Raw genomic sequence first — 22,947 nt, 5'->3', positions numbered from 1 at the left:
ATATGTAAACTATGATATAGATTAAAAAAAATCTTGAAATTCCTTAAAATTAAGCACAAAAAAACCTCCCATTATCTGAGAGGTTTCCATAAATTTTAAAAACAGTAAAAATCACATATTCCTTCTATACTGCCCGCCTACTTCAAACAATGCCGAAGTAATCTGACCCAACGAACAAACCTTTGTAGCTTCCATTAAATGGTCGAATAAGTTTTCGTTTTTAATGGCTGCTTCTTGTAGTTTATTAAGATGCTCATTTACTTTTGCTTCGTGAAACTGATGCAAGTTATCGAGCATCGTGATCTGATATTGTTTTTCTTCTTCGGTGGCGCGAATTACTTCTGCCGGAATTACCGTAGGTGAACCTTTTGAACTCAGGAAAGTATTTACCCCCACAATTGGGAAATCTCCGTTGTGTTTCAGCGTTTCGTAATACAAACTTTCTTCCTGAATTTTTGAGCGCTGGTACATCGTTTCCATTGCACCAAGAACACCGCCACGTTCTGTGATTCGGTCGAATTCCTGGAGAACTGCCGCTTCTACCAAATCTGTTAATTCTTCGATGATAAACGATCCCTGAATTGGGTTTTCGTTTTTCGCCAGACCTAATTCTTTATTGATAATCAACTGAATCGCCATGGCTCTACGCACAGACTCTTCGGTTGGTGTTGTAATCGCTTCGTCGTAAGCATTGGTATGCAATGAATTACAGTTATCATAAATCGCATACAAAGCCTGCAAAGTGGTTCTGATATCATTAAAATCAATTTCCTGAGCGTGCAACGAACGTCCCGAAGTTTGAATGTGATATTTTAGCATTTGTGCTCTTTCGTTTGCCCCGTATTTGTTTTTCATGGCTTTTGCCCAGATTTTACGTGCCACACGACCAATAACCGAATATTCAGGATCAACTCCGTTCGAGAAGAAGAACGATAAATTAGGTCCAAAATCGTTGATACTCATTCCGCGGCTCAAATAATATTCCACGTAAGTGAAACCATTAGAAAGCGTGAATGCCAATTGCGTAATTGGGTTCGCTCCAGCCTCGGCAATATGATATCCTGAAATCGAAACCGAATAGAAATTACGAACGTTTTTGGTAATAAAATATTCCTGAACATCGCCCATTAATCTCAATGCAAATTCTGTAGAGAAAATACAGGTGTTTTGCGCCTGATCTTCTTTTAGAATATCGGCCTGAACCGTTCCACGAACTTGCGATAATGTTTTGGCTTTAATATCATTATACACTTCCTGAGGCAAAACCTGATCTCCGGTAACACCCAAAAGCATTAAACCTAAACCATTGTTTCCTTCCGGTAAATCGCCTTGGTATTTAGGGCGTTCTAATCCACTTTCTTTGTATATTTTGTTGATTTCAACTTCAACTTCTTTTTCTAAATCATTCGCTTTGATATAATACTCGCATTGCTGATCGATCGCCGCATTCATAAAGAATCCTAACAACATTGGCGCTGGCCCGTTTATGGTCATACTTACAGATGTCAAAGCATGAACCAAATCGAAACCTGAATACAACTTTTTAGCATCATCAAGACAACAGATCGAAACTCCTGCATTCCCGATTTTCCCGTAAATATCAGGACGAATATCCGGATCATTTCCGTACAAAGTCACACTATCAAAAGCTGTCGAAAGTCGTTTTGCCGGCAATCCTGCGCTCACATAATGAAAACGTTTGTTGGTTCTTTCCGGTCCACCCTCGCCTGCAAACATTCTTGACGGATCTTCGCCTTCACGTTTAAATGGATATAGTCCTGAAGCAAAAGGAAATTCTCCCGGAACATTTTCCTGCAAATTCCAACGCAGGATATCGCCCCATGCTTCGTATTTAGGCAAAGCTATTTTAGGAATCTGCAAATGTGATAAACTCTCGGTATGTGTCGCAATTTTTATTTCTTTATCACGAACTTTAAATGTATAAACCGGATTTTTGTATTTGTTTACTTTCTCGTCCCAACTCAGGATAATTTCCCAATTGTAGGGATCTAAGTCCATTTTTACTTTATCAAATTGATTCAGTAAAAGGTTAAGAAAGATTCTATTTTCGTCAAGTCCTTCGACTCCGTTCAGGATGACACTATCGTCATCAATTCCTGCTTTATTGATTTGCGGAACTTTTCCTGAAACCGATTCTATGGTTTTAAAGATTCCGTATAGTTTCTGCGCTACTTTTTGTTGCGAAAGTGCACTTTCGTCATACGATCTGTTACTCTCTGCAATTTCAGATAAATAACGGGTTCTGTGAGGCGGAATCACGAAGATTTTCTCGCTCATTTCGCGTGTGATTTCAAATGTCGAATGCAATTCTGAATCGGTTTTTGCGACAATCTTATCCATGATCGCTTTATAAAGCGTATTCATTCCCGGATCGTTAAACTGCGATGCTATAGTACCGAATACTGGCATTTCATCCGGATTTTTATCCCATAAATTATGGTTTCTTTGGTATTGTTTTTTAACGTCGCGAATTGCGTCAAGTGCGCCTCTTTTGTCAAACTTATTCAAAGCTACTAAATCAGCAAAATCAAGCATGTCGATTTTCTCCAATTGTGTTGCTGCTCCAAATTCTGGCGTCATTACATATAAGGATACATCAGAATGATCCATAATCTCCGTATCTGATTGTCCGATCCCTGAAGTTTCCAGAATAATCAAATCGTATTTTGCTGCTTTTAGAACCTGAATCGCTTCGGCTACATATTTAGACAAAGCCAGGTTTGATTGGCGTGTTGCCAAAGAACGCATATAAACGCGAGGATTATTTATGGCATTCATTCTAATTCTGTCTCCTAAAAGTGCTCCGCCCGTTTTACGTTTCGAAGGATCGACAGAAATCAATCCGATAGTTTTCTCCGGGAAATCAATCAAAAATCGACGAACCAATTCATCTACCAAAGATGATTTTCCTGCTCCACCAGTTCCGGTAATTCCAAGAACAGGTGCCCCCCCCGCCCCCAATGGGGGAGCTGATAATGACTGTGGAAATACTTTATGAAATTCATCAGGATTGTTTTCTGCTAATGAAATTAATCTTGCAATCGTATTAACTTCTTTATCCTGCAAATTCTGGCTGGTTTTCGAAGCTCCCCCTTCGGGGGTTGGGGGGCTGACATCTGAACGTTCGACCAAATCGTTGATCATTCCTTGTAAACCTAAAGAACGACCATCATCAGGAGAATAAATTCTGGTAATACCATAATCCTGTAATTCAGCAATTTCGCTTGGCAGGATTACACCGCCTCCACCGCCAAAAATCTTAATATGTCCCGCTCCTTTTTCCTGAAGCAAGTCATACATATATTTAAAGTATTCATTGTGACCTCCTTGGTATGAAGTCATTGCAATGGCATTTGCATCTTCCTGAATGGCAGTATTTACCACTTCTTCGACACTTCGATCGTGACCCAGATGTATCACTTCGACTCCGGTTGACTGAATAATACGACGCATGATATTGATCGCTGCATCATGTCCGTCAAAAAGAGATGCTGCTGTAACAATTCTTACTTTATTTTTAGGAATATATGGTATTTGTTGCTCCATTTTATGAATATGATAATTTTAAGGGAGCAATTTACAAAATATTTTAATATTTGGTTATTGTTATAGCTTTATGTTAACAAAAAAATAAATGTTTTTTTAATCTGTACGTGTAACAATTTCAATCGTTATCGTATATATCCTATACAAGTATTATAGATTTTTTGATAACATGGTAATCTTGAAAAATTTAAGCAGAATACAACAACTTGTTTTCCAGCATCATAAAGTAATTTAGCAGGGTAGAAAAGCCCCAAATTTTTACCTAAAACTTTTACATTAAATAGTAAACGTAAAAATTTAAAAAAATGAAAACATTATATCCAATCGCCCTAATTTTAAGCTTGAGTTTTTTTGTATCTTCTTTTAAGACATCTGAAAACGAAATCCTTTTACACAAAAAAACTTCAACTATTGCAACCGTTTACAACTCAGATTCTGATGTAGACGCACTTTCGAATGATTTCTTTAAAAGATATTCGGATTTAAAAAAATATAAATCTGATGTAATGTCATTATACAAAAACAGAACTTTGGGAACTATATGGTTCGATGAAGATGACATTAACGAATTTGGATCTGTATTATATGAGAAAGCAAAAAAAACGAATGATTTAGCTATTCCTTATCAAAATGAAATTGACGCGCTTTTTTCTTCATCAGAATCAAAACTATCAAAAACGGATGCAGATATGCTTTTGAGTTCTTTATATGTTGCTTATGCAAAAAAAACAAATTCAGACTCTAAGAAAAAAGTGTCCTATGATGCTATGTTGAAAGATTTTTTAAATTACAGCACGATCGAAGAAGCAACTGCCTCAACAACAACTGCAGATACTAAAGTAGAATATGATCAGTATTATAAATTGCAGGAAGTTCTAAAAAAATATAAAAAAATGGAGCGTTCTAATAGATGGAAACCTATTGTTCCGGAAGAAACACCTTATAAAGATTTACGTCCGGATGCCGTTTCGAAAACAATTGCACAGGTTAGAACCCGTTTGTACTTATTAGGAGATTTGAAAACTAATTCTAAAAGCGATGTTTATGATCGTGAATTGATGGATGCCGTAATGAAATATAAAGTTCGTAATGGTTTTAAACCTAACTATATTTTAGCAGAGGAACATATCAAGGAAATGAACGTACCGCTTTCTGATAAAATGGAGACGCTAAAACTTAATATGGAGAGATGTCGCGCTATTTCGGCTCAGATTGCTGCCAGCGATGAGTATGTTTTGGTAAATGTTCCGTCGTATGAATTAATTTATGTTAAAAACGGAAAGGTACAATTGACCTCCAGTGTATTTGTTGGCGCACCATTGACTAAAACAACCATTTTTAACGGTGAAATTGACAGAATCGTTTTTAGCCCTTACTGGACTGTTCCGCAAAGTATTGTAAACAATGAATTGAAAGGAAAAATTGCTGCAGATAAAAATTATCTTGCAGATAAAAATATGGAAATAGTAAATGGTCAGGTAAGACAAAAACCGGGACCTGATAATTCTCTGGGATTGGTAAAATTTATGTTTCCAAATCCAGATGATATTTATATGCATGATACACCGTCTAAAACATTGTTCGATTTCGAGAAAAGAACTTTCAGCCATGGTTGTATCAATGTAAAAATGGCAAAAGAACTAGCGATTGCAATGCTTAAAGATTATCCGGAATGGACTACCGAAAAAATTGATAAAGCTATGGCAGGTAAAACAGAAAACAGTTTTAAATTAGCTAAAAAAGTGCCTATTTACATCACTTACTTTACTTCATTGGTAAATGAAAATGGAGAAATTGGTTTCTATCAGGATGTTTATGAAAGAGATAGTGATTTAAGTAAAACTCTTCAGTCAGAAGTGGTGGCTAACTAACAACATAATTTAAAATATTAAGTGGCTTGTTTCTTTATTGAAGCAAGTCACTTTTTTTATGTCATTTATATTTCAGCTTTGTATTTTCTAAGATAAAATCAGAATCGAATTTAGTCTTAAAATTATATCTATTAAAAAAACTTACTTCCCTGAGGGTCATCTGTAAAAATAAAAAATACCCTAAATTATTATTTTAAAAACTTTTATTGATAATAATACTTGGTAATTAAAAAGACCTTTGCGCTTTAAATTGATTAATGAAACTAAGATTGTTTTTTCAAGACAAAAATATCTTACGATTACCAGTCAATTTTAATTAAATGGATTTTTAATGAAGACATCAAAGATTATAAAAGTTATAATTTCTTTACTGCTTATTATCCTCTCGGTATGGATCATATCTTCAATGGTAGTTCCTTCCAGCGCTCAGTGCTTAAACATAATGAGCATACTTCTTATCGCTCCTTATATATTTTTAGCAATATTACTTTTTTCGATTATAGCGATATACCGCAATAAAAAACAAAAAACCTGGTGGGTTATTTTAATAATAACGATTGTACTGCTTGCGATATCGATTATTTCTTTATCGGTCTTTTTAGGATTACCATTTGGAGCCGGAACAAACTAATTTTTATATGAAAAACAACAAAAAAACTGCCATAACCTTAAGTCTAATCTCTCTAGTATTATTAATTAGCACGATGATATTTGGCTATATAGTAATAGAATCTGATAATGTAGATATAAATCCTATTAGTGCAGCTTGTATATATCCTCTTCTTCTTTTATCAGCATTGCTATTATCCATAATAGCGGTTAGCCTAAACCAAAAACAAATTCTGGGATGGATAATATTAATATTAGTTCTAATACCATTTATAATGTCAATTTATGTATTCGCGGGCTTAGGAGATCTTCCGCTGGGAGCTGGAACTCGCTAAACTTTATACACTAAAAACAATAATTCAAAAATGCAGGACAAACATAAAAAAGCAAAAATTATAAGTACAATTTCAATAAGTATAATTGCTGTTTTGGTATTGTTGGTATTGATCGCACCAACCGGATTTGAATATTTTAGCAAAATAGCAATATTGATCAATTCTATCGTTCCGCTTACCGTTTCATCTTTATTAACCTTAATAGCACTATTTCTAAACAAAAAACAAGTATTGGATTGGCTTTCATTAGTATTCAATATCGCTTTCTTTTTAGTAGCGATTTATAACATAGTTCTGATGAGCCGATTATTTTGCTGAATAGACTTTTATTTTTTTTCGAATAAAGAACAAGTCATGCACCCGGAATATTATTAAAAAAAGGAAAAATTGCAATTGTTAAAAAAACACCCAAAATGAGAAAATTCGATTTAGAAGCATTTGAAAAACATAAAAAAGACAACAATACCTACTGCCGATATATTACTAAAAATACTAATGGCGATAGTATTGAAATTTTCCTTACAGAACATAAAGACTCTTATCAACAAACGATTATTTACTTAAATACACCTATAAAACAGAGATTTATGTATCATAAAAAAACGTTGACTCTAATAAAAGAAATAGAAAGCTTTTATGATTGTATTATTGGTTTTTCAAAGAGAATACGATGATGGACAGGAACTTATAAAAGAAATCAATAATGATGAGCCTTATAAATTTAGCTGGCAAGACTTAGTAAACAAAATGAAAAACGAATAGCAAATAGACTTGATGGATGAAAAAGAACAAATTAAAAACAATACTCAGGTGACATTTTTATCCAGAAACTCTCAAACAATGGAGCATTCTATTAGTATGCCATGCGAATTTACTCCACATGGAGTAATTGAAGAAAAATTCGAGATTGACGCCATTACAGGAAATACCATTTATCATATTGGGAACAAAAGAAACAAACATTCCGATTTATTATAAATATTATCATAATAAAAGAAACAGCATATAAATTGCGATTCCTTTTCAAAATAATCACTTTAACATCGAGTTCTGTCTCAAAAATATTAATAACAAAACCTTTTAAACCATGAAAATCACAACCATTAAATCATTTTTATTCTTTATTATTTTAGGCTTAACAGCTTGTTCTTCTAATGATTCTGACAATGACGAAACCACTATTCCTAAACAAAATTCGTACGATTATTATGTTGATGCAGCAATGCAAAAATCAATCAACCAACTTGGTATAACCATTCACAAAGGTTCGACTCCTCCTAACGTAGAAGGTATTTATAAAATTGATCCCTTTCGCTGTACCATGTCTAATTTTACTGATGCATTGTGAGGTGTCACTCTTGGCACATCAACACTTACATTATCCAACCAAATACAGCCAAATTAAGTGTTGATTTCAAAAATCTTACTATTTACAGTAATGACTCTACAAATGAAATATGGGAAGGAAAAGGTTCTTTTATATCTGGTGAAGGCAATAAATTCTCGATCCTGCTGCATAGCAATGGCGAACTAGACAGAGGCTCATATATCGCAAAATACCAAAATCTGATTATTTTATCCGGAGAGCTTGACATACAAAACAATCAGATTAAAGGAATCAAAGATGTACAAATGGCATCGATTATGTCTGATGATTATGGCGATCCACATACCACTTTGATAGAAATTGGGTAAGGCCGTTTGTTTACTAATAGTTATGCCGCCGTGAAGTAATTAAAATTCGTTCAAATAGAATTATCCTGTTTTTCAATCTAAAAAATCATTTGTATTTAAATCTTAATTAACAGTATCTTTCTATCTTTAAACCTGAATCTAAAATAAAATCTATTTATGGAAGACGATTATGTTGAAGTAAGAAAAAGTTGGTGGGAAAGAAACTGGAAATGGTTTGTACCAACAGGATGCGTAAGCCTATTGTTGATTTTTGTACTGTTTATAGTCAGTATTTTCTTTGGAGTTACCTCAATGATGACAAATTCTGATGCTTATAAAGAAGCAATGACCGAAGCACAAAAGAACAAAGTGATAATTGAAAAACTGGGAAGTCCCATTGAAGATGACGGAATGACTTCGGGCAATATTAATACAGCAAACGGCAACAGCGGAAATTGTGATTTACAAATTCCGATAAAAGGACCTAAAGGAAAAGCGACTTTATTTGTTGTTGCTGAAAAAAAAGGTACCTGGAAGTATAGCGAAATGACAGTTGTTATTCAAAATACAAAAGAGGAAATTGATTTACTCAAAAAATAATTACATAAAAATTCAGGCAGATTTCTTAAATTAGGTATCTGCCTTTTTTATTGATAAAATAAAACCAGATATAGTATCTTTATAGGCAACAAATTTCCAATCATGAATATCCGCCTAATAGCTTTATTATTTTTTTTAAATTTTTATCCCTCAGTATTTTCTCAAACAAATACCATAATTCATAAAGCAGTAAACCAATCCTCTGCAGAGAATGACAATCAGGATATTTATATAAAAATATTGTGGTTAGACCAAAACGGTAGTCTCCAGCTTAATACGAATTATATTAAAACATTAACAGAGCCGCAACGCGCAGCCTTAGGCTACATTGCAACTGATGTTAGTAATGAATGTTATTGGGATGGAGAAAAAAAAACAGATGAAAGTAATTTAAAATGTAAATTTCTCTCGGCGCTAAATTTAGGTTATCAATGCTCTGAGAAACATGTATCATTTTTGAAAAAATGGTTTAGCGAAGATCAAAAAGTTTTGGCAAGACTGCAATATTGTCAAAAAACAGAATCCTCATCAAAAATTCAGGATCGTTTTTCCGAAATTAAAATGATTACTACTAAGGATACCATCAAAATTCTTTACAGTGCAATTGGTGAAGATTTCGAAAAGCAAAAAACATGGAGATGGCAAGAAGAATCTACTTATTCTTTTACAAAAACCGGAATTAAACAAATAAACCGTAAAAACATTAATGGCGAGTATAACTAAAACTGTATTTACTGACCAAAAACAAATGAAATTATTTTTTTTATATCTTAGTTTTTTGCAATGTATTTGCGCAACTGCACAATCTGACGCTCAATATCACGCCTACACAAACAGTATAAAACAATTCTCAAAACCTGTCCGGATTTTATCTAATTATATTAATAAAGAAGGTAATGGCCCGATTGAATTTACAAATGCTAAAAAACAAATACTACGTTTTAGGGTAATGAATCAAAAATTACAAATACAACATGGCGGTGTTGCTTATCAGCTTTTTTATTATAAAAATGATTATTTACAGCGAATTGAAACATTTGATGAAGCCGGAAATCTTGCCGGTGAAAGAGAATCAAAAAATGAAGCAGGAATAACGTTTATTATTGAAAAGCCAGCTTTATACTTAAAGAAAAAGAAACTCATTGATGCTGAAGAAGGAAACATTGATTTAAAGGATGATACCAGCGAAAAAATCATAAGAGTAGAATTATTCGATCATAATAATTTGCCTATACGAGAATTTCAACCCACTTATATCTCAAGCAAAATGTATTGGAATTATAATGTCAGGATGTATTGGCCGTAATTTTGAGGTTCTGAGTGGCTAAGATTCTAAGTTTCAAACGTAATTTATCTCATCCCGGAGATAAAAGATCACAAAACCTTGCAAAATTAATTAGATCAAAATTATGGCAAAAGAGCTAATCGCTGCCCAACTAACTTCTCTTTGGATTGGTGGTTTTTTCTTTTGGATCATAAAAGGTTTCAAAGGAAAATTAAAGGACCAATTTATATTACAATTCGAAAAAAGAAACATTTGGTCGGGTTATGTTATCCAACTCCTACTTGTAGGGATATTTGCTTTTTTAATGATTCGACAAGAACTTTAAAAATACAAAAACCGTAATATAATGAGAAACATAAATCTTCTAATCCAGCCCAATAAAACTGAAAATCCTTTTGCTTTTTCCTTTAAAAAGTATAAGAGCACTTCACTTAATATTTATTTTATTGGTGTTCAGTGAACATCGTTTAAAACGGACGCCAACACTAATGTTAATTTTAAAACAAATTGTTTGTTCTGCCTAAAGAAAATTGTGGCTTTGTTTTTGAATAAATAGTATTTTTGAAACTTAATAAAAACTACTAATGAAAAAGATTTTAATATTATCTCTTCTGTTTTCTCTAATTTCCCATGCTCAGGTAAAGGAAACTTTAGCACAAAAACTATCAAAATTATCTACTCAACTTTCAGGAGTTGGCGGAGTTGATATTGCTTCTGGATTAAAAGAGGCTTTAAATAAAGGAATTACACAACAAGTGAGTAAATTGACTGCCGAGGATGGTTTTTATAAAAATGAAGCTGTAAAAATATTAATGCCTGAAGAATTGCAAAAAGTCGATGCTACATTGCGCAGAATCGGATTATCATCTCTTGCTGATGAAGGGATTAAAGTATTAAATCGTGCTGCGGAAGATGCTGTAAAAGAAGCTACGCCAATTTTTGTTTCGGCTGTAAAAAACATGTCGTTTACAGATGCTAAAAACATCTTATTAGGAAATGAAAGTGCTGCAACCAGTTATCTGCAAAAAGGTACTACAACTGCTTTGTACGGAAAATTTAATCCGGTAATTAAAAGCTCCTTCGAAAAAGTGGAAGCTGATGTAGTCTGGAAAAATATCATTAATAAATACAATACTATTCCTCTGGTAAAAAAAGTAAATCCTGATTTGACTGATTATACAACGAATCAAGCATTGGCGGGTGTTTTTAAAATGATTGCCGTCGAAGAAAAAGATATTCGTACCAATATTAATGCAAGAACAACGCCTTTACTACAAAAAGTATTTGCAATGCAGGACAAAAAATAATTTTTCTGTCGTTTAAACCGTTTCATCCGTAATTACCGGTCGTGCATTTAAGCGATTAAACAAATTAACAATTAACCGATTAACCATTAACTTGAAATGCAAAAAATAACCATTCTGATTCACTGCAAAGACCAAAAAGGAATTATCGCCGCAGTGACGACTTTTATCGCTAAAGTAGAAGGAAACATAATCTATATCGACCAACATGTTGATGTAGAACAAAATGTATTTTTTATGCGATTAGAATGTGAACTGACCAATCATAATATAACAATTGAAGGTCTGAAAGCTGATTTTGATAAAACTATTGCGTCTGATTTTAATATGTCATGGGATTTGTACAATCAGGAACAAAAACCAAAAATGGCATTGTTTGTATCTAAATACGACCACTGTTTATTCGATATTTTAGGACGTTACAGTGCCGGGGAACTAAATGTTGAAATTCCGGTAATTATAAGCAATCATAATGATTTAAGATCGATTGCAGAACGTTTTGACATTCCGTTTCACTGTGTACCTTTTACAAAAGAAACTAAGGAAGAAGGCGAAGCCAAACAAATTGAATTATTGCAGCGATATCAAATTAACTTTATCGTTTTGGCCCGCTATATGCAGATTATTACACCTAAACTGATTGCACTTTACGAAAATAAAATCATCAATATTCATCATTCGTTTTTACCTGCTTTTCCAGGCGCAAAACCCTATCATTCCGCTTTTAAACGTGGTGTGAAAATTATTGGGGCAACCAGTCATTATGTTACGGCAGAATTAGATGAAGGTCCGATTATCGAACAGGATATTGCGAGAGTTTCACACATACATTCCGTTGATGATTTTATCATGAAAGGTCGTGATTTGGAACGTATTGTTCTGGCTCGCGCTATAAAGCTGCATGCAGAACGTAAGACAATGGTTTATAGTAATAAGACAGTTGTTTTTTCGTAGTAACTAAGTTTCTAAGTTTTTTTTAACCGCAAAATACGTAAAAAGTTACGCAAATGCCGCGAAGTTTATTATGTTTAATGTTGATGATTTTACGAAGATCCTAAAGCTTTGTCTCAAATTATTGGCCACGGATTAGGCAGATTTAGACTGGTTTTCACTGGTTTCTTTTCTGTAAATCTAACTATTAAACCAAACTGAATCCGCCCCTACAATATAGATAAAGTCAAAGGCTTTTATAGTTCCGAAGGAACAAATTATATTGTAGGGCTGGACTTTAGTCCAGTTTACATAAAAGAATATAAAATTTTAGATATTCAAAATATTTGTATTTATATCAAATAACAAAACCCGACAGGTTTTTAAAACCTGTCGGGTCTACTATATAAAATCAAAGATTAGCTTTGAACGTTTTTTACTTTGAACCTTCAAAAAAAAACTATCTTACTTCGATTAGTAATCTTGGATCAGAAAAATTATTTACTTCCTCCATGTTCATTCCCAGCGCATTTGCAACTCCAGTTCCGTATGCCGGATCAGCTTTATAGCAATTTCTGATGTGACGTACCTGAATGAATTTCTGCGCCCCTCCTACTTGTCCGGCGGTATTTTTGAACAACAATTGTTTTTTCTCATCGGTTAGTAAACGGAATAATAAACCTGGCTGAGTAAAATAATCGTTATCATCATCCCTGAAATTATGCGCATATGCATCGCCATGAAGTGCCAATGGTGGTTCTTTGAATTCAGGTTGTTCCTGCCATTCTCCAAAACTATTTGGTTCGTAATGTTTACGTCCTCCATTATTTCCGTCTACACGCATTGCACCATCTCTGTGAAATGTATTATACGGACATCTGGATGAGTTTACGGGAATTTGATAATTGTTAACTCCTAAACGGTAACGATGCGCATCTCCATAAGAAAACAAACGCGCCTGCAGCATTTTATCCGGCGAAAAACTAATTCCGGGAGGTACGTGCGCCGGATTAAAAGCAGCTTGTTCTACCTCAGCAAAATAGTTTTCAGGATTTTTATTTAATTCGAACTCTCCAACAGGAATTAAAGGAAAATCTCCTTTTAACCAAACTTTAGTCAAATCAAAAGGATGGAAACGATATGTAGATGCTTGTTCTTCGCTCATGATTTGAACGAACATTTTCCATTTTGGAAAATTACCTTCTTCTATCGCATCAAACAAATCTCTTTGATGACTTTCTCTGTCGCCACCTACTAACACAGCAGCTTCTTCATCAGATAAATTATCAATTCCTTGTTGCGATACAAAGTGAAATTTTACATAATTTCTTTCGTTTTGAGCATTCAGGAAACTAAAAGTATGACTCCCAAATCCGTGCATTTGTCTGTACGATCTCGGAATTCCCCTATCACTCATTACAATTGTAACCTGATGTAAAGATTCAGGTAATAAAGTCCAAAAATCCCAATTGTTATCAGCACTTCTTAAATTAGTTCTTGGATCACGTTTTACAGCGTGATTTAAATCTGGAAACTTCATTGGATCACGAAAAAAGAAAACGGGTGTATTATTACCTACCAAATCCCAATTTCCTTCGTTTGTATAAAATTTCAAAGCAAAACCACGAATGTCTCTTTCGGCGTCAGCGGCACCTCTTTCACCTGCAACTGTTGAAAAACGGGCAAACATCTCTGTTTTCTTTCCAATTTCCGAAAATATATCAGCTCTTGTGTATTTTGAGATATCATGAGTTACAGTAAAAGTCCCATAAGCCCCGGACCCTTTCGCATGCATTCTTCGTTCCGGAATTACTTCGCGGTCAAAATGCGCCATTTTTTCTAAAAACCAAAAATCTTGCAATAAAACAGGTCCACGAGGTCCTGCTGTTTGAATATTTTGATTGTCCGGAACGGGAGTTCCTGTTGCAGTTGTTAATTTTTTGTTTAAATCCATATTGCTGATATTTAATGTTTTATCAAATATACAAACTTATATATACGATATTCATAACCAAAATTGATTGTTATTATATTTTAATAATTAAAAACTATTTAACATTACAGAAAGCTCAGAAACAAGTATTCTAAAATCTTAACTTATGTTCAACAAAGTAATAACAAAACCTTAACAGCTAAACGTTCATATATATCTGATCTTTGTAGTGTAATAAACTGGTTATTTATTATTTTGGTTTTGGTTAGTTAAATGATGCCGGCGTCTTCGAGATGCCGGCATTCTTTTTTTATAGCAAGTTTTGTTTTTTGCTCCAAGTTTTCTTTGTTTCAGGTTTTCTTTGTTTGCTTCGCCTGTTCGGCTTTCAGCCTCGGGTCAGGTTGCTTGACTTTGAACTTAGTTTTACCACAGAGTTTCACAAAGTATTTTCTATTATACAATATAGTATACATAAAGCTTTGTGAAACTCTGTGAAATCTTCGTGTTACTCTGTCGTAAAAAAATGTGGTAAAAAAACTATCCAACAACTTGAAACCTGACCCGAGTCTGAATACAACCTGAAACTTCCTTTCCTCATTTTGGATACAACTACAAGAGATTTAGATACTTTATAAAAGTAATACTCACGGATCTTTGTCTTATAATTTTCAAACTAAAAACTTAAAACAGAAATTATGAGTACTATCCACAAAATAAAATTAGGAAATCAAGGGCTTGTTGTTCCCAATATTGGTTTAGGCTGTATGGGAATGACTCAGATTGCCGGTGCTGACATTTATGGTAAGGCCGATGAAAAAGAAGCGATTGCTACTATTCACCGTTCGCTTGAATTGGGCGGAAACTTTTTAGACACCGCAGATTTGTATGGACCTCTACACAACGAAAGATTAATTGCAAAAGCCATAAAAGGCAATAGAAACGCTTATAGTATTGCTACTAAATTTGGTTTTGAAATTGACGATAACGAACAGCTTACCTGGAAATTTAACGGTAAAAAAGATTATGTAAAGAAAGCGGTAGAACGTTCTCTAAAAAACTTAGGAACAGATTATATCGATTTGTATTATTTGCACAGACTTGATCCAAATACACCAATCGAAGAAACTGTTGCTGCTATGGCAGAATTGGTTAAAGAAGGAAAAGTAGGTTATATTGGCTTATCTGAAGTTTCATCCCAAACCATTCGCAAAGCCCATGCAGTTCATCCTCTAACTGCTATTCAAACCGAATATTCTTTATTTGAAAGAAGTGCCGAAGATGATGGAATATTAGAAACCCTTAAAGAATTAGGAATTGGTTTTGTTGCTTATTCTCCGCTTGGAAGAGGTTTTATTTCGGGAGATATTAAAAGCCCTAATGATTTCCCGGATGATGATTTTAGAAAAGCGTTACCTCGTTTTCAGGGACAACAATTCGAGAAAAACATTCAATTGGTAAATGAAATCAAAAAAATGGCTGAAGAAAAAGAAATAACAGCTTCTCAATTGGCAATTTCATGGATTGTTTCGAAAAATATCCTGCCTATTCCGGGAACAAAACGAGTAAAATATGTCGAAGAGAATATTGCCGCAGCCCAAACAACGCTAACTAAGCAAGAAATGGATCGTTTAGAAAAAATCATACCACTGGGAACCGAAACCGGAATGCGTTATGATGCCGCTAATATGGCTTCTGTTGACCAATAATACTTTGAGATGGCGCGCAGATGGTACTGATTCGCTAAAGCGAAAACGCAGATTTATAAAGATTTTTTTATCGTAAATTTTATTGTTTGCGTATTTCAGGCAAAGCCGAAAGTTTGAAAGTAATCATAAAACCAAATCATTAATTTCTTAGGAAAAGTTATCTTTACGATAGCTTTTCCTTTGTATATTTTATTTGAATATCCTATCTCTCTTATCATGAAAAAAGAAGCCCATATTCCGTATACTATTCACTCGATTTCAGAAATGCATTCCCTGCTAAAGATTCCAAAGCCGGAACATCCTTTAGTAAGTTTTGTCGATTTAAGTAAAATAAGCTGCCATTTTGATGACAATCTAAAAAGTGTTGTTTATGATTTCTATACGGTTTGCATTAAAAAAGGTTTTACCGGAAAAATGCGATACGGACAAAATTATTATGATTTTGATGAAGGCGTAATGACTTTTATGTCACCCGGACAGGTTATTTCTACTGAAGTTTCTGTTGACACTTCTGTGTATGGAGCCATGTTGGTGATTCATCCTGACTTTATCCAAAACTATCCTTTGGCCAAAAACATTAAAGATTACGGCTACTTCTCGTATGCAGTAAATGAAGCTTTGCATCTTTCTGACAAGGAGGAAACGATGGTTAGAAACATTATGCAAAACATCGAACAAGAATACACGTCCTCTATTGATGCTTTTAGTCAGGACGTCATGGTTTCGCATATCGAATTGCTTCTTAATTATTGCAATCGTTTTTACAACCGCCAATTCATCACCCGAAAAAGTGCCAACAACACACTTTTGACTAAATTAGAAACCTTGCTTTGTGACTATTTTGAAAGTGATAAAGTACAGCAATTCGGATTGCCAACTGTCGCTTATATCTCTGATGAATTAAATGTTTCCCCTAATTACCTTAGTGATATGTTACGTTCTCAAACTGGTCAAAGTACACAACATCACATTCATAATAAAATTATCGAAAAAGCAAAAGAATTGCTCAGTACCACATCTTTAAGCGTAAGTGAAATGGCGTATCAACTGGGTTTTGAATATCCGCAATCTTTCAATAAATTATTTAAAAGCAAAACCAATGTCTCGCCTTTAGAATTCAGAAGTTCGTTTAATTAATTTTTAAATTAAAAAACCTATTTTATTCGCAAAGATTCGCAAAGACTTACGCAAAGTTCGCAAAGGTTTATTTGATAATATATAAGTAGGTAAAGTTCGAAAAGCTAAATCAACACAAAACTTTGCGAACTTCTCTTTTTTATAAAAACTTAATAGTAAAAAACTTTACGGACTTTGCAGTAAAATTATGTTCTAAGTCATGCAAACCTGAAACTTGAAACAAGATAAACCTGAAACTAATTTTTCAGTCTTTCGTGCAGAATTTTAAAATACGGAAAAGCCTTGAGTAATCTACTCCCGTGCCAGGAGAACATTTCGCCATCTACAAAAATAGTTTTGGCGTGATGTGTAAATCTTCCAATCTCAAAAGCGTCTTCTTCTTTAAAAGGATAGGGTTCTGATGAAAGTAAAACCAAATCAGGATCACCTTCAATGCGCATTTTTTTTATTTCGACTTCAGGATAACGCCCTTTGTCTTCGTAGATATTCGAGAAGTGATTTAACTTTAATAATTCATTAATATAAGTATCTTTTCCTGCTACCATAAACGGATTTTTCCAGATAAAATAAGCTGCTTTCTGTACCGGAATATCCTGAACATATTTTTTGAAATCGCTTAAAGCGAAAGCCAGTTTGTCATTCCATTTTTGAGATTCTGTCCTGCAATTAAAGAGTTGTCCAAAATCTGAAATCATTTGAAAATTATCTTCTATCGTAATAATATTCGTTACCCAAACCGGACAAATCGCACTTAATTGATCGACGATTTCCTGTGTGTTTTCTTCTTTATTGCAAATAATAATATCAGGCTGAAGCAATTTAATCTTCTCAAAATGGATTTTCTTGGTTCCACCCACCATTTTCTTAGTCGATTTTAAATGATACGGATGTACACAAAACTTGGTGATTCCTATGATTTTTTCTTCTAAACCTAAATCATACAGTAATTCTGTTTGAGAAGGCACTAAAGAAATAATACGTTTAGGGGTTTTCTCAAAAGAATGTAAAGTACCAAGCTGATCAGATAATTGTTTCATTTGAATTTTGTTTCAGGTTTTCTTTGTTTCAAGTTTTATGATTGTGTTTTTCTACCACAGAGTTACACAAAGTTTTTCACAGAGAAACTCGAAGAAAAATAAAGCAAAAAACTTTGTGAAGCTTTGCGAAAAACTTTGTGTAACTCTGTGGTAAATTGTGTTCAAAGTAAAACCTTAAACCTGAAAGTTTAAACGAATAATTTCTTCCATTTCCTTTTGTACTTTCAATGCTTCTTCTCTTGCTTTTTCGGCAAAGTCAGTTCCTTTTGAGGCGTAGATAATCGCTCTTGCTGAATTTACTAATAAACCAACTTGATCGTTCATTCCGTATTTGCAAACTTCAGATAAACTTCCGCCCTGAGCGCCAATTCCGGGAACTAATAAGAAGCTATCCGGAACAATTTTTCTGATATCAGCAAAATATTCGGCTTTTGTAGCACCAACCACATACATTAAATTGTGGCTATTTTTCCATGTTTTAGAAGTTTCTAAAACCTGTTTGTATAATTCTTTTCCGTTTGTTGTCAACGTCTGAAAATCAAAAGCACCTTCGTTAGAAGTTAGTGCTAACATGATAGTATGTTTGTTTTCGAAAGCCAAAAATGGCTCTACCGAATCTTTTCCCATATAAGGAGCAACAGTTACACTATCAAAATTCAGGTCTTCAAAAAAAGCTTTCGCATACATGCTGGACGTATTTCCTATATCGCCACGTTTTGCATCTGCAATCGTGAAAATTTCAGGAAAATTCTCATTGATATAGTTGATTGTTTTTTGCAAAGACATCCATCCTTTTATACCATAAGCTTCAAAAAATGCAGTGTTGGGTTTGTATCCCACAGCCAAATCATGTGTAGCATCGATTATGGCTTTATTGAATTCGAAAATAGGATCTTCGGTTTCTAATAAATGAGATGGAATTTTACTTAGATCGGGATCTAATCCAACGCATAAAAATGATTTTTTTAAAAGGATTTGTTCGTGTAGTTGTTGTGTTGTCATTCTTGTTTTTTTAGTTCTTCTACTACTTTAGAAAGGATTCTATTTTAGAAGTACGCAAAAATAAAAAAAGCCGTTCAATTACGAATGGCTTTTTAGTTTTATATTCAATTCAGGCTTACAAATTACCTAAATAAACAATTTCTGTTCTTCTGTTCTCTGCTCTTCCGGCAGCAGTTTTATTAGATGCAACTGGTTTTGTTGCTCCAAAACCTTGCGAAGTCAGATTATCCGGATTTACTCCTTTGGCAATCAAGGCATCCATAACTACTTTTGCTCGCGCTTCAGATAATTTCTGGTTTGCTTTAGGATTTCCAACATTATCAGTATGTCCGTTGATCGCAAATTTAGCATTTGGATAATTTTTCAAAATCTCTTTGATCGCGTCTAACCTTCCTGAGGTTACACCTTTTTTAGCATCGCTTAACGTTGCTTTTCCTGTAACGAAAAAGATCGATTTAGCTTCTACTTTTAATTTCTCCAGAGTAGCTTTTGTAACCTTAGGACAACCTTTATTTTCTGCAGGGCCAGCAATTAGCGGACATTCGTCGATATTATCCGGAACTCCGTCTTTATCTGCATCTAAAATCGGGCAACCTTTATTTTCTGCAGGACCTGCAATAGTTGGGCAAGCATCATCTTTGTCTAAAACGCCATCTCCATCTGTATCCGGCCAAGGACAGCCTTTGTTTTCTATCGGACCGGCAATTGTTGGGCAAGCATCTACATTATCGAGCAGCGTATCTCCGTCAGAATCTTTCCAGGGACAACCTTTATTCTCTGCAGGACCAGCAACATCCGGACAGGCATCGTCTTTATCAAAAACACCATCTTTATCTGTATCCGGCCAAGGGCATCCGTTGTTTTCTACAGGACCCGCTACTTTTCTACAAGCATCTTCTTTATCTATGATTCCGTCTCCGTCTGTATCTTTGAATTTCTTTTCATAAACCGGAATTTTCATCCCTAGATAAAAATCAGCTGCTTTTGAATCTTTCGAGGCTAAATTGGTAAGAATAGAACCAGAACCAATAAAGAAAGCTCCAGCGCGTAATCCTGAACCAACCTGCATTCCGCTATACTCCATATACGTTATTGGCACATAAAAACTGAACCATCTGCTTTCGTAGCGAGGTGTCAGGGTGATACGATCAGCGATTCCGTAACCATTTATTTTATTGGCAGAAACCATATTGATATCTCCGTTAAGATTCAGGTAGAATTTCTTGTACATATTCCAGTCTACATCAGCGTGAAGTGCTGTAGGCAAGTTAGTTTTTGTACCTTTTATAGAAGCTATTTTAGTATAATGCTCATTCAGGAAATCATAGAAATTGCCCGCATCATTAATCATTTCCTGAGTGATGGTACCATTTACATTGTAAACATCCTCTCTTGAATTTTTATAATTAATTGATCCGATATCGGTAACAGATAATCCAAAACGTAATTTGTATTTGTTTAAATCCCTAAAATTATTGTCGGCCGATTTTGCCTTGCTCAAATCATATTGATCATAATCCGGTCTCCATTCGTACACCAATCCAAAATCAAAACCAAATCCCATTGACTTTGGGTCAAAATCATAATCCTCTTTTGCTTCGAAATCCTGACTTGTTCCCACAGTAATTTGTCCGTTAGAGACAAGAGTTCCCTGTTCAGGATTTACTGTATTTTCATTATAGACAACACTAACATCCTTGCCTTTTACATATCCGTTTACACCACCCTGCAAATATTTGGCTGTTAAACCTCCTTTTAAAAAATGCTGGTCTTTTTGGTATAAAACTGTTGCATACGAAAGTCCAACTTCTGCCCAGGTGTTTGAAGCTCCGTTTGGATTACCGGCATTAAAATTAAAATCGCTTGCTTTATCCAGACCGTCTTTTACCTGATCTACAAGGCTACCGTTTATATTTCTTAGATTAGTCACAGATCTTGCGCGCGTAAATAACGCAATAGTATGCTTGGGAGCAATATTGAACATGAAAGAAGGTCCCATAATATCAAAATTAGCAATACCATTATTGGCACTTTTTGGCGTTATTTTAGACTGGCTGTCAAAATCATATCCTTTCTTATAAGTATCAAAAATGTTTACTCCATATAAGTCATTTCCTACTGAGCCGCTTATAGAAAACAAATTAACATCAGTTTTAAAACGAGAATCGGCAATAGAAGCCGGATTAAAAAGCACACTTTGTACACCTGCATAATTATCATGCGTATACCCAATATAAGACTGGGCTGTGGCCGAAAATGAAATTGCAATAAGTATTAAACTAAGTAATTTTTTTTTCATTAAAATTTTGGTTTTTATATAAATTCGGGGGCAAAACTACACTTTTAGATCTACACAAAGGTTACCGTAACATTGAATTCATGTAACATCTGGTATTAATTATGTAAGAAAAATTTAATGGTTGTATTCTATTTTTGATAACGAACATAAAATCAAACAATTATGACTCCACATATCGGAATAACGCCAGAAAACTTAAAGAAGAGTACCTCTATATTAGCCACGATTTTATCTAATGAAATGACGCTTTACGTAAAAACGAGAAAATTTCATTGGAATATTTCCGGAAATAGTTTTATGGAGTTGCATAAATTGTTTGAAGAACAGTATCGAATTTTAGAAGCTAATATTGATGAAGTTGCTGAACGCATTAGCCAGCTTGGCGAAAAAACGATTGGAACAATGAATGAGTTTATCGAAAATTCTACTCTAAAAGAATCTCCAAAAGAATATGCTTCGCAAAAACACATGCTTGGAGAGCTTTTAGAAAACCATGAACAATTGGTAACCGAATTTAGAGAATATGTTCCGGCTTTTGAGAGTGACAATAACAATGATATTGGTTCTGCTGATTTTGTGACTGGTTTGCTTCAACAACACGAAAAAATGGCTTGGGTTTTGCGCCGTTATCAGGTCTAAAAAAAACATCAAATGTGAATTATGAAACGCTTTTCAAAATTCATATAACAAGCAAACAAAGAAGATTTCGGAATTTTACAATATTATAAATACAAAAAACTATATCATGAATACTACAGAAATAAAAGGTAACTGGAATGAGTTAAAAGGAAAATTGAAACAACAATATGCAGATCTTACTGATGATGATTTGTTGTACGATGAAGGAAAAGAAGACGAAATGTACGGAAAACTTCAACAAAAACTCGGAAAAACTAAAGATGAGGTTCGCAAAATCATTGCAGATTTGTAAGACCTTATAAATCAACTACAAATACCGTCTAGTACAACAATATTAGGCGGTATTTTTTTGAGACTTTTATTTAAATTCATTCATATGCTTCATTGCTTGCAAGCATTAAACTCTGTAACCAAAAATAAATTAATTATCTTTAACAAAATTTCTATAAAATGAAACTATTTATAAAGTTCGACATCAACACTATTTGCTCACTTTTTTTGAAACAAAACCTGGAACAACAAAATGTTAATTTTACAACTCTGGGATTTGGCGAGATAGAAATTGCTGACAATATAGATGCTGATGCACTCGAGACTTTAAAAAATAATTTATTGCCTTGTGGTTTTGAAGTTGTTGAAAATCAGAAAAGTGTTCTGGTTCAAAAAATAAAAGACGCTATAATCGAGCTTGTTTTCATGGAAGACAGCAATAATTATAAAAGTTCTGTGTTTCTAGCAGAGAAATTAAACCACAGTTACGGCTATTTATCAAATGTTTTTTCGGAAGTGACTTACTCGTCTATCGAAAATTTTATCATTTTACAGAAAATTGAAAGAGCCAAACAATTAATTATTATTAATGAAATGAGTTTGACCGAAATTGCTTTTTTACTTAACTACTCGAGTGTTGCGCATTTGAGTACTCAGTTTAAGAATACAACCGGAATTACGCCATCGGCTTTTCAGAGGATAATTAAGAAACGTAGAGAAAATTTAAAATAAAACCCAAATACCACACT

At 34.0% G+C, this 22,947-nt stretch carries 24 protein-coding genes; 18 read left to right on the top strand and 6 right to left on the bottom strand.

All coding sequences use genetic code 11. From position 1 onward, the window contains the following. Positions 1 to 111: 111 nt before the first annotated feature. Positions 112 to 3,567 carry a methylmalonyl-CoA mutase family protein gene (locus tag QLQ94_RS12040; RefSeq protein WP_482499884.1) on the bottom strand — a complete coding sequence of 1,152 codons (3,456 nt, stop codon included), beginning with the start codon at positions 3,565 to 3,567 and terminating at the stop codon, positions 112 to 114. 305 nt (positions 3,568 to 3,872) lie between these two features. Here QLQ94_RS12040 and QLQ94_RS12035 point away from each other — a divergent pair, with 305 nt between their 5' ends. The 3 genes from QLQ94_RS12035 to QLQ94_RS12025 all read left to right on the top strand — a co-directional run bounded on the left by QLQ94_RS12035 (position 3,873) and on the right by QLQ94_RS12025 (position 6,382). Next, positions 3,873 to 5,438 carry a L,D-transpeptidase family protein gene (locus QLQ94_RS12035; RefSeq protein ID WP_482499883.1) on the top strand — a complete coding sequence of 522 codons (1,566 nt, stop codon included), beginning with the start codon at positions 3,873 to 3,875 and terminating at the stop codon, positions 5,436 to 5,438. A gap of 442 nt (positions 5,439 to 5,880) precedes the next feature. Then, positions 5,881 to 6,069, top strand: a complete 189-nt coding sequence (locus tag QLQ94_RS12030) for a hypothetical protein (RefSeq protein WP_482499881.1) — start codon at positions 5,881 to 5,883, stop codon at positions 6,067 to 6,069. 7 nt (positions 6,070 to 6,076) lie between these two features. Next, a complete protein-coding gene (locus tag QLQ94_RS12025; RefSeq protein WP_482499879.1) occupies positions 6,077 to 6,382 on the top strand; it encodes a hypothetical protein in 306 nt (101 codons plus the stop codon). Here QLQ94_RS12025 and QLQ94_RS12020 read toward each other — a convergent pair. Further along, the gene (locus QLQ94_RS12020; protein ID WP_482499877.1) at positions 6,379 to 6,639 is read right to left on the bottom strand and encodes a hypothetical protein; all 261 of its coding nucleotides are present in this window, start codon (positions 6,637 to 6,639) and stop codon (positions 6,379 to 6,381) included. The genes QLQ94_RS12025 and QLQ94_RS12020 overlap by 4 nt on opposite strands. A gap of 379 nt (positions 6,640 to 7,018) precedes the next feature. On the opposite strand from QLQ94_RS12020, the gene QLQ94_RS12015 reads away from it, so the two are divergent. The 10 genes from QLQ94_RS12015 (at position 7,019) to purU (ending at position 12,199) form a co-directional block, all read left to right on the top strand. Continuing rightward, the gene (locus QLQ94_RS12015) at positions 7,019 to 7,144 is read left to right on the top strand and encodes a hypothetical protein (RefSeq protein ID WP_482499876.1); all 126 of its coding nucleotides are present in this window, start codon (positions 7,019 to 7,021) and stop codon (positions 7,142 to 7,144) included. Between the two features lie 12 nt (positions 7,145 to 7,156). Continuing rightward, positions 7,157 to 7,360: a hypothetical protein gene (locus tag QLQ94_RS12010; RefSeq protein ID WP_482499875.1), complete on the top strand. Its 204-nt coding sequence runs from the start codon at positions 7,157 to 7,159 to the stop codon at positions 7,358 to 7,360. Between the two features lie 109 nt (positions 7,361 to 7,469). After that, the gene (locus tag QLQ94_RS12005) at positions 7,470 to 7,730 is read left to right on the top strand and encodes a hypothetical protein (RefSeq protein WP_482499873.1); all 261 of its coding nucleotides are present in this window, start codon (positions 7,470 to 7,472) and stop codon (positions 7,728 to 7,730) included. Continuing rightward, complete coding sequence (locus QLQ94_RS12000; RefSeq protein WP_482499872.1) at positions 7,727 to 8,077, top strand: hypothetical protein; 351 nt, start codon at positions 7,727 to 7,729, stop codon at positions 8,075 to 8,077. The genes QLQ94_RS12005 and QLQ94_RS12000 overlap by 4 nt, the downstream gene beginning before the upstream one ends. A 156-nt stretch (positions 8,078 to 8,233) precedes the next feature. Further along, on the top strand, positions 8,234 to 8,656 hold the full coding sequence (locus QLQ94_RS11995) for a cytochrome c oxidase assembly factor Coa1 family protein (protein ID WP_482499870.1): 423 nt from the start codon (positions 8,234 to 8,236) through the stop codon (positions 8,654 to 8,656). 102 nt (positions 8,657 to 8,758) lie between these two features. Beyond that, a complete protein-coding gene (locus QLQ94_RS11990; protein ID WP_482499869.1) occupies positions 8,759 to 9,379 on the top strand; it encodes a hypothetical protein in 621 nt (206 codons plus the stop codon). Positions 9,380 to 9,404: 25 nt separating this feature from the next. Beyond that, entirely contained in the window at positions 9,405 to 9,962 is a 558-nt protein-coding gene (locus QLQ94_RS11985) for a hypothetical protein (protein WP_482499867.1), read from the top strand. Between the two features lie 103 nt (positions 9,963 to 10,065). Further along, positions 10,066 to 10,266, top strand: coding sequence for a hypothetical protein (locus tag QLQ94_RS11980; protein ID WP_482499866.1), 201 nt, complete (start codon positions 10,066 to 10,068; stop codon positions 10,264 to 10,266). 259 nt (positions 10,267 to 10,525) lie between these two features. Beyond that, positions 10,526 to 11,248 (top strand): DUF4197 domain-containing protein, encoded by a 723-nt coding sequence (locus QLQ94_RS11975; RefSeq protein ID WP_482499864.1) that lies wholly within the window; start codon positions 10,526 to 10,528, stop codon positions 11,246 to 11,248. A gap of 96 nt (positions 11,249 to 11,344) precedes the next feature. After that, the gene (purU, locus tag QLQ94_RS11970; protein ID WP_271335859.1) at positions 11,345 to 12,199 is read left to right on the top strand and encodes a formyltetrahydrofolate deformylase; all 855 of its coding nucleotides are present in this window, start codon (positions 11,345 to 11,347) and stop codon (positions 12,197 to 12,199) included. Between the two features lie 436 nt (positions 12,200 to 12,635). Here purU and QLQ94_RS11965 read toward each other — a convergent pair whose 3' ends face one another. After that, on the bottom strand, positions 12,636 to 14,129 hold the full coding sequence (locus tag QLQ94_RS11965; RefSeq protein ID WP_482499862.1) for a catalase: 1,494 nt from the start codon (positions 14,127 to 14,129) through the stop codon (positions 12,636 to 12,638). 674 nt (positions 14,130 to 14,803) lie between these two features. Here QLQ94_RS11965 and QLQ94_RS11960 point away from each other — a divergent pair. After that, positions 14,804 to 15,814: an aldo/keto reductase gene (locus tag QLQ94_RS11960; RefSeq protein ID WP_271335857.1), complete on the top strand. Its 1,011-nt coding sequence runs from the start codon at positions 14,804 to 14,806 to the stop codon at positions 15,812 to 15,814. Between the two features lie 216 nt (positions 15,815 to 16,030). Continuing rightward, on the top strand, positions 16,031 to 16,951 hold the full coding sequence (locus tag QLQ94_RS11955; RefSeq protein WP_271335856.1) for a helix-turn-helix domain-containing protein: 921 nt from the start codon (positions 16,031 to 16,033) through the stop codon (positions 16,949 to 16,951). Between the two features lie 236 nt (positions 16,952 to 17,187). Here the strand turns inward: QLQ94_RS11955 and QLQ94_RS11950 are convergent, their stop codons facing one another. From QLQ94_RS11950 to QLQ94_RS11940, 3 genes are all read right to left on the bottom strand, one after another. Continuing rightward, entirely contained in the window at positions 17,188 to 17,988 is an 801-nt protein-coding gene (locus tag QLQ94_RS11950) for an ABC transporter substrate-binding protein (RefSeq protein WP_271335855.1), read from the bottom strand. A gap of 174 nt (positions 17,989 to 18,162) precedes the next feature. Continuing rightward, positions 18,163 to 18,990, bottom strand: a complete 828-nt coding sequence (pyrF, locus tag QLQ94_RS11945) for an orotidine-5'-phosphate decarboxylase (RefSeq protein ID WP_271335854.1) — start codon at positions 18,988 to 18,990, stop codon at positions 18,163 to 18,165. Positions 18,991 to 19,105: 115 nt separating this feature from the next. Continuing rightward, the gene (locus tag QLQ94_RS11940) at positions 19,106 to 21,289 is read right to left on the bottom strand and encodes a DUF5723 family protein (RefSeq protein ID WP_271335853.1); all 2,184 of its coding nucleotides are present in this window, start codon (positions 21,287 to 21,289) and stop codon (positions 19,106 to 19,108) included. A gap of 162 nt (positions 21,290 to 21,451) precedes the next feature. Between QLQ94_RS11940 and QLQ94_RS11935 the strand changes: the two genes are divergently transcribed. The 3 genes from QLQ94_RS11935 to QLQ94_RS11925 all read left to right on the top strand — a co-directional run bounded on the left by QLQ94_RS11935 (position 21,452) and on the right by QLQ94_RS11925 (position 22,930). Continuing rightward, entirely contained in the window at positions 21,452 to 21,928 is a 477-nt protein-coding gene (locus tag QLQ94_RS11935) for a Dps family protein (protein ID WP_271335852.1), read from the top strand. 106 nt (positions 21,929 to 22,034) lie between these two features. After that, entirely contained in the window at positions 22,035 to 22,220 is a 186-nt protein-coding gene (locus tag QLQ94_RS11930; RefSeq protein ID WP_055098382.1) for a CsbD family protein, read from the top strand. A gap of 158 nt (positions 22,221 to 22,378) precedes the next feature. Beyond that, complete coding sequence (locus QLQ94_RS11925) at positions 22,379 to 22,930, top strand: helix-turn-helix domain-containing protein (RefSeq protein ID WP_271335851.1); 552 nt, start codon at positions 22,379 to 22,381, stop codon at positions 22,928 to 22,930. Positions 22,931 to 22,947: the final 17 nt, after the last annotated feature.

This window comes from Flavobacterium sp. B114r, from assembly GCF_056824125.1.
This window is presented reverse-complemented; position numbering and strand designations above follow the sequence as displayed.